Here is a 13,234-nt window from a genome sequence, read left to right as displayed (position 1 = left end):
GCAGGGGCTTTTTTGTTATTCCTCTTTTTTCTTATCCTTTTTAAACAGGCCGTTAATTAAATCTTTACCGGCTTCTTTAGCTTTGTCTTCAGCGGTTTGCTGAGTCTGGTTATTGGTAGTGGTATTTGTTTTTGTCTGGTCGGTAGTTGTTGAGGTTTTATCCTCTTCTTTTTTATTACCGCCTAACAGGCCGCCAATAGTTTCTTTAAGCTTGTCTTCTCCTTCTTTTTTATATTTATCAGTCTGCTGCTTTACAAGTTGCTGTGTAAGGTCGGTCACTGCTTTAGAAACATCTGTACTTACTTTAGGGTTATCAAAACTACCCGTAATGTTAGCGTTTACAGGAACACTTATCTTACTTGCATCAGTACTGTTTAAAGAGCTAAGGAGTTTGTTAACGTCGCTTCCTAAGTATTTTGCAGGAACATCAAAAGCTACATTGTAGTTGATCGACTGGTCGAAACCATGCTGACCTCCCACCTGAACCGTAATGTCCTGGTATTTGATGTTAAACGGTTTGATGTTTACCTTACCGTTTTCAAAGCTTAAATATGTTTTTAGGTTGTCCAAGTTAACCTTACTAAGGTCTATAAATTTTAGGTTGTTGTCTAAAGCTGTAAGTAGTTTAGAGTTTTCCTCTTTAATGCTGGTATTCATTAACTGCCCAAGTAAATCACCTGTAAGACTGTTAAGGTCCGGAGTCATTTCTTTACTGTCAAGATTACCCGATACATTAATGGTAGAGTTTAGCTTACCTGTAAGTACATTTGCAATAGGTGCTATGGATTTAAGCATGTCTAGTTGCGTAAACGACTGGACAATATCTACAGCACTAAGCGTTAAGTCCATCTTGAAAGTAGGCGTTGCAGCTTTAGTTGAAACGTTTCCATTAAACCCTATTTTACCACCAAATATATCAGTGCTTACATTCTGTAATGCAACAGCCTCATCTTTAATTACCATTTTACCCGAAACGTTTTTCAGGTTAAGGTTATCATATACAACAGTATTTGCTCTTGCAGTAATTGTACAGTCAAGGAAAGCAGGTATTTTAACCGCTTCTGATGCTACGGCAGGCTTAGCTTCGGTTTTAGCTTCACCTTGTTCAGTTTTCGCTTTTGTTTCAGGAGCTTCAGGAGCCATGAAATCTGCCACCAACAGTTGGTTAGCGTTCATGTCAAAATTACCTTTAAGTGTCTGGTCTTTAAAAATGAATCCGTAGAAGTTGTCAAGCGTACCGGTAACAGCAATATCAGAACCTCCCGTTTTAGCCTTAAACTCGCTAAGGGTAATTCTGCTTGGGTTAAATTGTATACTTGCCTGGCTTATCGATACAGGTTTTGCCATTCCGTCTCCGGAATATGTAAATCCTGAAAGGCTCATGCTACCGTTGTTCTGCATTTTTTCATATTCGCTTTTTTCTACAGAAAGCATATCAAACTTGGTAGAAAGGTTGGCTTTTAAGATACCGGAAAGCGGAGTGTCAAGCTGAACAGGGTAAGCTTTGCTTACGTTAGCCAGGTTAATAGTTCCGTTAAGGTCTGCATCTACAAGAGCATTATCTACAATGTTTCTGATTGTAGCCTTAGCGTTAAATACATCCTGGTCTATCCTGAAAGATAGTTTGTCCAGATTAACATAAGTATCGTTTAAAACACCGGTTTCGTTAATGATCTTAGTGTCAATAACAATGTTGTCTACTGATTTAGGAAGATCAGGATATTTAAATGAAGCGTTGTTTGAAGCTATGGCTACATTAAATGTAGGGATGCTGTTTTCTCCGTTAAGTCCTTTCACTTTACCGTCAATAGTAAAGTCTCCTTCTGTTTTTACCGTGCTAAGGTTACCTGAATAAGCTTCCGGAACCAGGCCTAAGAAGTTTTTAAATGATGAGGTAGGCGTTTTAAAGGTAAGGTCTATTTGCTGGCCTTCCTCTTTAAGTGCTACGCTACCGTCAAACTCTAAAGGCAACTGATTGATAAATGCCTTGTTCTCTTTAAATGTATAAATGTTGTTCTCTAAGTCTATGCCTAATACCGCATCCAGTTTCAGTGCCACATCCCTCATGTAATTGGTTTTATCCATATCAAAGGAAAGTTTAGCTGTAGTATGGGTATCCAGGTCAAGTTTAGAAGCGGCAAAATTTCCTTTTCCGTCATGGTAAAGGCTGTCTATAACCAGCTTCATTTTAGAGCTTTCATCAAAATATTTAAGACGCAGGTTTTCTACGGCATAATCCTGAATGTTAAGTGCAAACGGTTTGCTTTCGCTGTCATCACCCGGTTTGTCTTCCTCATCTTTAAGGGCAATGTCAAAGTTGCCTATGCCGTCTTTATTGATAAGGATGTTTACCACGCCGTCTTTAGTAGAAAACGATTCAAGGTTCATGGGCTCGCCCTCACCTTTAAAAAGTTCTTTAACCGACATGGTAAGGTCTATATTATCCATATAAACCAATGTGTCGCCCTCAAACGGGGCTTTGTTAATAATGCTTAGTTTCTCAACTGAAACACTTGCCATAGGGAAGTTCTTAAAAAGGCTAAGGCTAACATCTTCAAAAGCTACCGTGGCATCAACCTGCTCATTGATGGTTTTAAGTACCAGCGACTTTATTTTTCCTTTAAAAAGGAATGGTGCACTCACCAGCGCAATAATAAGGATGAGCAGGATAATACCTGCCCATTTTAAAATTTTCTTGATCATAATTTTTTAGTTAGAGACCTTAAAAATACAAATAAAGATTTATAACGCTTATTATCGTATCGTTATTTCATAAGGAAGGATAACTTGATTGCCGCGTAGCTGATTTATCCTTCTTATACGCTCTAACATTATATAGTTTTCTTCTCCAATTTCTTCTTTAATCATGTCTTCTTTAGACTGCGCAAAAGGAAGTCCGCTTTTACCTGCAAGAAACTGATCAAAAGTCATTTCAAACTCAGGATAGTTTACTGTTTTGTAGCTTTCGGTCTTGCCTAGTTTAGCTGCATAGGCAATAGCGTCATCAAGACCGCCTATTTCGTCTACAAGTCCGTTTTTAACCGCTTCGGTACCTGCCCATACACGTCCCTGAGCAATAGAATCTACCTGTTCAAAAGACATGTTTCTTCCCTTAGCTACACGATTTACAAAAGTGGTGTAAATGTTTTCTACACTTTCTGTTATAATAGCTCTTGTTTCATCTTCAAGCGGAGTGAAAAGGCTGTACCCTGCCGAGTTATCATGAGTACTTACTTTTTCTGTATGTATGCCTAAATTGTTAGACAGCTGAGAAAGGTTAGGAAGCATTCCGAATACACCTATAGATCCTGTTATGGTGCCCGGTTCTGCAAATATCCTGTTAGCGCCGCAGGAAATGTAATATCCTCCTGATGCAGCATAGTTACCCATAGATACCACTACCGGTTTTACCTGTTTGGTAAGTTCAATCTCCCTCCATATAAGTTCAGAAGTAAGTGCGCTTCCTCCCGGAGAGTTAACCCTAAGTACCACTGCTTTTACGTCTTCGTTTTCACGAGCTTCTTTTAAGGCTTTTCTCATTGCGCCTTCAGCAATAATGGTAAGTGCTCCGTCTCCACTTCTAATCTCGCCCTGAGCATAAACTACGGCAATCTCGTCTTTAGCATCAGACAGCAGGTCTTTAATAGAATTTGCCTGAACGTAGTCAAGAATGCTTACCGAGTTATAGTCTTCGTCTTTTTCAACTTTTAATGCATGCTTAATACCGGCATGGAACTCATCTTCATAACCTATTTTATCAATAAGTTTTCTGTCTTTAGCCATTTCAGCAGTACGTGCCGAAAGGTTATTGGCAATACTGTTAAGGCTGTCTACAGGAATGTTCCTGCTTTTGGAAATATCATCAGCTACAGATGTCCATACAGAGTTAAGCAGTTCTGAAATCTGCTCCCTGTTAGCCTCACTCATAGAGTTGCTTAAAAACGGCTCTACGGCACTTTTGTATTTACCATGACGGATTACCTCCATCTTGATGCCTGTTTTTTCCTGAAAATCCTTGTAGAACATTACTTCAGAAGAAAGTCCTTTAAAGTCAAGGTCAGCGATAGGATTCATATAAATAGTATCGGCAACCGAGTTAAGGTAATAGTCAGACTGGCTGAAGTTGTCAGAATAAGCCACAATGAATTTACCCGAAGCTTTAAAGTCCTCAAGTTTATCCCTTAGTGCTTTGTTTTGTGCAATACCTAACCTTGAAGTACTGTTGGTTATGGTTATACCTTTAATTTTATCATCGGTTTTTGCAGCCTCGATAGCTTTAAGCACATCTATAAGACCATCATGTGGTGTGTCGTTTAGGAAAGATAATTTATCGTTATAAAATTTTCCTGCATAATCGTTTTGTACATCCTTAATGTCAAGTTCGATTACCGAATTATCCTTAACAGTAACTACATCGTCATTACTACCGCCTGCGGCAATAGCTATGATAATAAAGAAAAGGAATGAAAGTAAGCAGAATAAGAATAGGCCTGTAATGGTAGCCAGTACATTTTTTAAAAATTGCATAGTACAGATTTATTTATTGTCTTGTATATAAGTAGCACAATGTCCAAAAGTGTTACAGTGGTTAAAGATAGAATTTTATAAAAATATGCACAGACCCTAAATTAATTTGTTAACACAGGCTTTAAATATAATTTCCTTTAAAATTGTTTTAGTTAATTTGCAGCCTATGAAATTTCAAAATCGCGCCATATTATCCCTTGGAAGTAATCAGGGTGACAGACTGCAACACATACAGGACTGTATTAGTTATATACATAACCATATAGCTACAGTGGTACAGGTTTCCGGTCTGTATGAAACGCCTTCATGGGGTTTTGAAAGTGACGATTTTTATAATTGCGCTGTTTTGGTACACACCCATAAAACAGCTGTACAGCTTTTGCAGGAGCTACTTAAGGCCGAACTTGATGCAGGCAGGGTAAGGGGTGAAGGGCAGGGATATAGCGCCCGTGTTATTGATGTTGATATTATTGCGTTTAATAATGAGGTGGCCGCATTACCTGAATTAACCCTTCCGCATCCGCGAATGCAGGACAGGAATTTTGTGCTGTATCCGTTAAGGGATGTAATGCCGGAATGGGTGCATCCGGTGCTTAAAAAGGATATTGACCTTCTTATAGAAGAATCAGCCGATCATAGTGACTGTAAACTGGTTTCCCAATTGGAAAATCCTATAAAAAGCATACAGTTTACAGGAGCTAATTATATAGCTATTGAAGGAAATATAGGTGCTGGGAAGACTTCTCTTTCAGGAAGAATAGCCGAGGATTTTAACGCAAAAATTATTTTGGAGCGTTTTGCAGATAACCCATTCCTGCCTAAGTTTTATAAGGAGCCTTCACGATATGCTTTTCCGCTGGAGATGTCTTTTCTTGCCGACAGGCACCAGCAACTTTCAGACGATTTATCCCAATTGGATTTATTTAGTGATTTTGTGGTGTCCGACTATCACATTTTTAAATCGCTGATATTTGCCAAGGTAACCCTTACCGAAGATGAATACAGGTTGTACCATAAACTTTTTGATATTATAAACAGGGAAACGCCCAAGCCCGATTTATACGTTTATCTGTACCGAAAAACGGATGCCTTATTAGAGCAGATAAAAAAACGTGGGCGTACCTACGAACAGGATATTCAGCCGGAATACCTGGATAAGCTTAACAGCGGCTATATGGAGTATATCAAAACACAACAGGGGATGAATATCCTGCTGATTGATGTAGAGGGTAAAGATTTTGTAAATAATCAGGAAGATTATCTGGATATCCTAAACCAAATTCAAAACCATATCTTATCGAATTAATGCCACATGCCCTTTTATTTCAGGTAGTGACGGGTCTAACTGTATAACGTACCAGTAATCGCTGGAGGGCAGGTTGCGTCCGTTATAGGTGCCATCCCAATAACGGTTACGGCTGCTAAGCACTGTTATAATTTTGCCATAACGGTCAAAAATGCTGATTTTAGCAAGAGGATAAGTAGATAATCCTGCTATAGTAAATACATCGTTAACTGAATCGTTGTTAGGGGTAAAATATCTGGGGATAAGCAATACAAAAAAGGTTTGCGAGTCCATACCACATCCATTTTGCGATCGTGCATAAGCGGTATGCTGCCCTGCACTAAGATTATAAAACATATTTGATGTTTGATAATTTATCCCGTCAAGTGAATATTCGTAACTCGTAAAGTCGGTATCTTCCATTATTACAGTTGCTGTTGCCGAGTTTACCACAACATTGTCTATTACAGGTGCGGTAAGCATAACGGCTGTAAAAGTTTTACTGTCGCTGCATCCGGAACTGTTGGTTACTTCAAGGGTGTAGGTTCCTGCCTGACTTACGGTAATACTCGGAGTGGTTTCTCCGTTAGACCATAAATAAGTAACATTGCTAACATTAGCGTTTAGTGTTGCCTGGCTGCCTTCACAAAAAACAGCTTCCTCATCTTCTCCCGCGTCCGGAATAGTATTTACGGTAACCGTTACCGCTTCCCTCGAAGCAGACGGACATCCGTTACTAATGGCTTCGGCATAAAAAGTTGTGTCTGAATTTAAAACCGGTGTTGTAAAACTTGTTCCAGAACCTATCGCTGTACCACCAGTTGCAGCGCTATACCAGTTTACATTTCCTGCTGACGGCATTGCCTGTAGTGTTGCTGTTTCTTCACTACATATGGGGTCAGGCTGTGTTACTGTTACAGTTGGAATTGGGTTTATGGTTGCTGTTACTGCAGTTCTTGATGCAGTTGTACAGGTTTCATCGTGAGTTGATGCATAATAGGTAGTGGTAGTTGTTAGTATAGGCGTTGTAAAACTACTGCCTGTAGCTAACGGAGTTCCGCCGTTTGGATTTGCATACCAGTATATCAATGCAGTTCCGGCGGTGGCCTGCAGTATAACCGATCCTTCGCCGCAATTGCCTGCAGGTGTGGTTCCTGTAATTGTAGGGATGATTATTGTTGTACTCGCAGATATCTGTAATGCAGGGTCCCCGGGCATTCCTCCATATTCAACAATATATCCTTTAGGAACATAGTCTCCTGTGCTTCCGCTTACGGGCAGGTCGTTCCATGAACCTGCTATACCTACACCCGGTGCGGTGATGTGAGCATAATCTTCATCATTCTGGTTGTTGGGTTCTCCCGTGTTCCAAAAGGCAAAGTTTGGTGTTGAGCCGTTTACACCACCATTCCAAAATGTTGTGCCGGCTTCAGGGCCTGTCATCCATTTCCATACACCTTCAGTTTGCGAATCGCTTCCGCCTATCCAGCCTGTGCCTGTTGCCTGTTCGCCTACAAGCTGTGCTTCGTCTGAAGAAAGTATGGTGGCCAGGTATCCCTGTAATCCGTAGTAGGTACTTGCAGCAGCTGCATCTTTAGCGGCTGTCCAACTGATGCCTAATGATGGTACAAACTGATAATAATGACCTGTAGAGGGTAGATAGTTAGCCTGTCCTATAGTAATGGAAAAGGTTCTTGAGCCGCTTGGGTTAGCTGAGGTATTGTTATATACCACATTTTGTACTGCGGTTATCAAATCGTTATAAGGAACGCTTTGCCCGCCTACACCTTCTATGGTAAGCTTGCCTGAAGCAGTATTCCAGTTGCTTGTTATGTTTGGTATTGTAGTGTTTAGTGATAGTATGTCCTGTCCGTTTACATATCCTGATGATATCTGGATATATACAGCATTGGTTTCGGTGTCATCGGCATCGGTAATATTAAAATCGGTTACAATATTAATAGGCGTGCCGGGACAATAAATCTGGTTTCCGCTTGCGGTTAATACGGGAGGAGCATCCTGAGCATTTATAATTAATGATGCAAAACAGGACAATAAAAGAACTAGATGTTTAAATTTAAGGGACTTCATCCCGTAAAAGTAGGAAAAAAACGTTTTAGGGGTACTAATGTTGTAGTTTTTGAAAGATATCCCATACAACAATGCCTGTACTTACCGAAATGTTGAGGGAATGTTTAGTTCCTAATTGAGGAATTTCGATCGTTCCGTTGCAAAGTTGTACTGCTTTTTGTGATACACCTTTTACCTCATTACCAAAAACAAGTGCATATTTTTTGTTTTTTTCCGGAGCAAAGTCGTTTAGGAAAACTGAGTTTTCCACCTGTTCTATAGCCCATACTTCGGTGTCTTCACTTTTTAGTGAATTAATAACCTCAAGTACGTCTTTTTGGTATTCCCAGGTTACGGTATCGGTAGCGCCCAGTGCAGTTTTGTGGATTTCCTTATTAGGAGGTGTGGCGGTAATACCGCACAGGTATATTTTTTCTATAAGAAAAGCATCGCAGGTGCGAAAAACCGATCCGATGTTGTGCAGGCTTCTTATGTCATCAAGAATAATTATGATAGGAGTTTTTTCTGCTTTTTTAAAATCGTCAACACTTTTCCTGTCCAGTTCGCTGTTTGCCAGTTTTCTCATTTTTCTGCTTTAATATACGTGCTGCAAAAGTAAGCATATTATATTATTTAGTTATCCACCATTTGCTAACAGTGTACCCTAAGTTTTTTGGAATTTGATTAAATTCGCCCTTTAGTATAACCGGTAAATAACTTCACCTTGGCAACAAAAGAGAAAAAAGCAAAAGAAACCCCGTTAATGAAGCAATATAACAGCATTAAGGCAAAGTATCCTGATGCGTGCCTGTTGTTTCGTGTGGGTGATTTTTATGAAACTTTTGGTGAAGACGCCATTAGGGCAGCCGGTATTTTAGGAATTGTACTAACCAAAAGGGGTAACGGTAGTGAAACCGAAACGGCACTGGCCGGTTTTCCGCACCACTCATTAAATACCTATTTGCCTAAACTGGTGAAGGCGGGTCTTCGTGTGGCTATATGCGATCAGCTGGAAGATCCTAAAATGACTAAAACTATCGTGAAGCGCGGAGTTACCGAATTGGTTACACCGGGTGTTTCGATGAATGATGAGGTGCTTAGTGCTAAATCTAACAACTTCCTAGCGTCGGTATTTTTCGGCAAGAAAACACTGGGTGTTTCTTTCCTGGATGTTTCAACGGGAGAATTCCTTACCGCACAGGGTAATGAGGAATATATCGATAAACTTTTACAGAATTTCAGTCCGAGTGAGGTATTGGTTCCAAAACAGGATAAGGCTACTTTCAGGGGGGCTTTTGGGGAAGATTATCATACCTTTTATCTGGAAGACTGGGTATATAAAGAAGATTATGCTTTTGAAAGCCTTACCGGGCATTTTCAAACCAACTCGCTTAAAGGTTTTGGTATAGAGGAACTGCAGGAGGGGGTTATTGCTTCCGGAGCGGTACTATATTACCTTTCGGAAACACAGCATAACAAAGTACAGCATATTACCTCCATTCAGCGTATAGCAGAAGATGCTTATGTATGGATGGACCGTTTTACCATACGTAACCTTGAGCTTTACAACAGTACGAATCCTAATGCGGTGACCTTACTCGATGTTATAGACAGAACCCTGTCGCCAATGGGAGGAAGGCTTTTAAAGCGTTGGCTGGCATTACCGCTTAAGGATGCAAATAAGATACGCTCAAGACATGAGGTGGTTTCTTATCTTACCAATAATACCCAAGTGCTGCATAAAATACAGCAGCAGGTAAAACAGATTTCCGATTTAGAGAGGCTTATCTCTAAAATCGCGGCAGGTAAGGTAAGCCCTAGGGAAGTTAATTACCTTAACGACTCGCTTGATGCTGTTGTACCTATTAAGGAGCTGGCACTGAAAAGTGATAATGAAGCCCTTAAGGCTATAGGGGATAGCCTTCATAGTTGTGACCTGTTAAGGGAAAAAATTAAAGCTACGGTACATCCCGAAGCACCTGTGTCTATCAACAAGGGTAATGCTATTGCTAAAGGTGTACACCCTGAGCTTGATGAACTTAGAAGCATCGCTTTTTCAGGGAAAGAGTTTTTAGAGGCTATAGAAAAAAGAGAATCAGAACGTACGGGTATTTCTTCGCTTAAAATATCATTCAATAATGTATTTGGTTACTATATAGAGGTAAGGAATACACATAAGGATAAGGTTCCGGCAGAATGGATAAGGAAACAAACCCTTGTTAATGCCGAGCGTTATATTACCGAAGAGCTTAAAGAGTATGAGGCTAAAATATTAGGAGCCGAAGAAAAGATACACCAGCTGGAAACACAATTGTTTGAACAGCTTGTAGTGTGGATAGCAACTTATATTAAACCGGTACAGCTTAATGCTGCATTGGTGGCACAAATGGATTGTTTAACATCATTTGCGCAACTGGCAATAGAAAACAAATATGTTTGCCCGGAGATTGACGACAGCTTTGATCTAGAAATAAAAGAAGGCCGCCACCCGGTTATTGAAAAACAGCTTCCTGTTGATGTGCCTTATATAACAAACGATGTTTACCTGGACAGGGAAGGGCAGCAGATAATAATGATTACGGGTCCTAACATGTCGGGTAAGTCGGCAATATTAAGGCAAACAGCTCTTATAGTGCTATTAGCACAAATGGGTAGTTTTGTCCCTGCCGAAAGCGTTAGGATGGGTGTGGTAGACAAGATATTTACAAGGGTAGGTGCATCGGATAATATCTCTATGGGAGAATCAACCTTTATGGTAGAGATGAACGAAACAGCTTCTATTCTTAATAACCTGTCTGACAGAAGTCTTATTTTGCTGGATGAAATTGGCCGTGGTACAAGTACTTACGATGGTATTTCCATTGCATGGGCAATTGCCGAATTCCTGCACGAGCACCCTGCAAAACCAAAAACGCTTTTTGCTACCCATTACCACGAACTAAACGAAATGCAGGATATTTTTGAGCGCATCCAAAACTATAATGTTTCGGTAAAAGAGCTTAAGGATACGGTGTTGTTTATACGTAAACTGGTAAAAGGGGGGAGTGCACACAGTTTTGGTATTCATGTGGCAAAAATGGCGGGTATGCCGCAAACGGTAATTCAAAAAGCACAAAAGCTGCTTAAAAAACTGGAGAAAGATCATTCGGGTGAGGCGTTGTCTAACGGGAAAGCTTCTAAGGATGATGAACTACAGCTTAGTTTTTTTAATCTTGACGACCCGCTTTTAGAGGAAATAAAAGAGGAAATAGTTAATCTTGATATCAACACGCTTACTCCCGTAGAGGCGTTAATGAAGCTTAACGAGATTAAACGAATGCTGGCAAAATAGAACCTTAAAAAAAGTTTTATATTTAAGCTAAAGGTTATCAATAGGTTATATTTTTCGGTAAATTTTTTTTTAAAAAACACTTGTAGAATTGAATAAATGTGCTACATTTGCACCGCAATACACAAGCAAACAGCGGATATTGATAATGCGAAAATAGCTCAGTTGGTAGAGCGCAACCTTGCCAAGGTTGAGGTCGCGGGTTCGAACCCCGTTTTTCGCTCAAATACTACCAAAATGCTCGAGTGGTGGAATTGGTAGACACGCTGGACTTAAAATCCAGTGGGTAGTAATGCCCGTGCGGGTTCAAGTCCCGCCTTGAGTACTATAAAAGCCTGAACGAAAGTTCAGGCTTTTTTGTTTTTATTTCTTTCAGCTTCTTATGTAATCTCTGTTTAGATACTCCAAAATCTATGATAATCTGTATATAATAGTTTTTTCGTATAATTGTGTATCAAATCAGCACACCTTATGAAATATCTATTCAACAGAAATTTATTCTTCCTTTCCGGTCTTATCACAATCTTATTAAACTCATTTACTGCTAGTGCCCAATCGCAGCTTACTAAAGAAGAAACGAGAGAAGTGGTTAAAAAAATGTTTGAATCTTCAGAAAAGATTAATACGGTAGTCTATAAGATGAATTATCAAAGCAAAAGTTTAACACAAAAAGATACTCTTTGTACTATAGCTGTTTGTTCGTTATATATTGCTCCTAAAGATAGGCTAAAAGCTTACCATATTGTAGAAGAAACGTCTGCAGAAGGGAAGTTTTTTAGTTATATGAAGTATGATGGTAAAAGAACATTTAACGTTGACCGTTTAGTTGATTCTCTTGATGTTTATAAAGAACCTTATATAGATAAAGGTAAGAGAATGACACAGCAAATAGTACAAAGCTATAGTTATTTATTGTTAGGTGAGTATTTTGCCTTGAGGAAATCTTCGGGTAAAGATGACTCTCAGGGTGCAAATGTTTTGATTACAGAAGAGATGCTTAAAGATAAGGAGGTTTACTGTATTACGATTAATTTTAAGGACAATGAGGATGCAAGAGACAAGGTTAATAAGTTATATATCAATAAGTCAAATTATCTCCCGATAGGCGGTTATTTTTTTGCGCGATGGGAAAATATGGAAGAATATAATTATTATGAAATTGAATACCTGGCGATTAATCCGGAAATCTCTTTAGAAAAGTTTAAAGTTGATAAAAATCAAACTATAAACTTGGCTGAACGTTACAAAGTGTTTAAAGAAAAAATTAAAGACCAGGGGTAGATAAACTAATCATCATCTAAAGAACCATGACAAGAAAAAATTCTCTTATAATCATATTGAGTCTTTTTGTAACCATATTTAGCTTATTTACTGCCGGAGCTCAAACAAAAAAAGATATAAAACATATACCGGATTTGGAGCTAAACCTTAATAACAATGAAACGGTAAAATTAAGTGAATTCAAAGGGAAAGTAGTGTTGCTGGACTTTTGGTACAGATCCTGCAAATACTGTGTTAAGTCTATACCTGGATTAATTGAGTTGCAGGAAGAGTTTAAAGATGATCTGGTTATTATTGGAATTAATCATTTTGATGCTCAGGAAGATGTAAATGAATATATAGACTATAAAAAGATGAATTATTTGTCTACCTATAAAACCGGAGAAAAGATTTTTGAAGACTTTAGTGTAGATCTGTTTCCTACGGTTATTCTTTATGACAGGGAAGGGAAATTGATTAAAATTGAAAAGGGATATCATGAAGGAGGGGTAGATTCTTTGCGTAAAGCAATAAAAAAGGCATTGAAATAAAAGAACAATATATTATACATAAAGTCCCGCAATAGCGGGGCTTTTTTATTTTAGGGGTTAAGTTTCTGAAAAATAGTTTCTTAACTGCTTAACACTTTTTTAAAGATTTAAAAATACTTTATAGATGTTGAGTTAATCTTAATAGATGTTCTTTGTACTGCCGTGGTAAAAATCTTCTTTATAAAATATTGAATCAGATATAAATCTGAAAAC

8 protein-coding genes and 2 tRNA genes are annotated in these 13,234 nt (G+C 38.8%); 6 read left to right on the top strand and 4 right to left on the bottom strand.

Translation table 11 applies throughout. The features are described 5' to 3' along the window. Positions 1-15 precede the first annotated feature (15 nt). Together FUA48_RS01655 and sppA are read right to left on the bottom strand one after the other, a co-directional pair. Positions 16-2,703, bottom strand: a complete 2,688-nt coding sequence (locus tag FUA48_RS01655) for an AsmA-like C-terminal region-containing protein (protein ID WP_147581819.1) — start codon at positions 2,701-2,703, stop codon at positions 16-18. A gap of 51 nt (positions 2,704-2,754) precedes the next feature. Next, complete coding sequence (gene sppA / locus FUA48_RS01650; protein WP_147581818.1) at positions 2,755-4,527, bottom strand: signal peptide peptidase SppA; 1,773 nt, start codon at positions 4,525-4,527, stop codon at positions 2,755-2,757. 166 nt (positions 4,528-4,693) lie between these two features. On the opposite strand from sppA, the gene folK reads away from it, so the two are divergent. Beyond that, positions 4,694-5,833, top strand: coding sequence for a 2-amino-4-hydroxy-6-hydroxymethyldihydropteridine diphosphokinase (gene folK / locus FUA48_RS01645; RefSeq protein ID WP_147581817.1), 1,140 nt, complete (start codon positions 4,694-4,696; stop codon positions 5,831-5,833). Here the strand turns inward: folK and FUA48_RS01640 are convergent. Both FUA48_RS01640 and FUA48_RS01635 read right to left on the bottom strand, forming a co-directional pair. After that, on the bottom strand, positions 5,822-7,903 hold the full coding sequence (locus tag FUA48_RS01640) for an Ig-like domain-containing protein (RefSeq protein WP_147581816.1): 2,082 nt from the start codon (positions 7,901-7,903) through the stop codon (positions 5,822-5,824). The genes folK and FUA48_RS01640 overlap by 12 nt on opposite strands. Before the next feature lie 34 nt (positions 7,904-7,937). Continuing rightward, positions 7,938-8,468 carry an RNA methyltransferase gene (locus tag FUA48_RS01635; protein ID WP_147581815.1) on the bottom strand — a complete coding sequence of 177 codons (531 nt, stop codon included), beginning with the start codon at positions 8,466-8,468 and terminating at the stop codon, positions 7,938-7,940. 138 nt (positions 8,469-8,606) lie between these two features. Here FUA48_RS01635 and mutS point away from each other — a divergent pair, with 138 nt between their 5' ends. The 5 genes from mutS (at position 8,607) to FUA48_RS01610 (ending at position 13,021) form a co-directional block, all read left to right on the top strand. Next, the gene (gene mutS / locus FUA48_RS01630; RefSeq protein ID WP_147581814.1) at positions 8,607-11,213 is read left to right on the top strand and encodes a DNA mismatch repair protein MutS; all 2,607 of its coding nucleotides are present in this window, start codon (positions 8,607-8,609) and stop codon (positions 11,211-11,213) included. A 147-nt stretch (positions 11,214-11,360) separates the two neighbouring features. Then, positions 11,361-11,433, top strand: a tRNA-Gly gene (locus tag FUA48_RS01625). Between the two features lie 16 nt (positions 11,434-11,449). Further along, positions 11,450-11,535: transfer RNA gene (locus FUA48_RS01620), tRNA-Leu, on the top strand. 146 nt (positions 11,536-11,681) lie between these two features. Continuing rightward, the gene (locus tag FUA48_RS01615; RefSeq protein ID WP_147581813.1) at positions 11,682-12,491 is read left to right on the top strand and encodes a hypothetical protein; all 810 of its coding nucleotides are present in this window, start codon (positions 11,682-11,684) and stop codon (positions 12,489-12,491) included. A 26-nt stretch (positions 12,492-12,517) separates the two neighbouring features. Further along, the gene (locus FUA48_RS01610; protein ID WP_147581812.1) at positions 12,518-13,021 is read left to right on the top strand and encodes a TlpA family protein disulfide reductase; all 504 of its coding nucleotides are present in this window, start codon (positions 12,518-12,520) and stop codon (positions 13,019-13,021) included. Positions 13,022-13,234: the final 213 nt, after the last annotated feature.

Source organism: Flavobacterium alkalisoli, assembly GCF_008000935.1.
GTDB classification, from domain to species: Bacteria; Bacteroidota; Bacteroidia; order Flavobacteriales; family Flavobacteriaceae; genus Flavobacterium; species Flavobacterium alkalisoli.
This window is presented reverse-complemented; position numbering and strand designations above follow the sequence as displayed.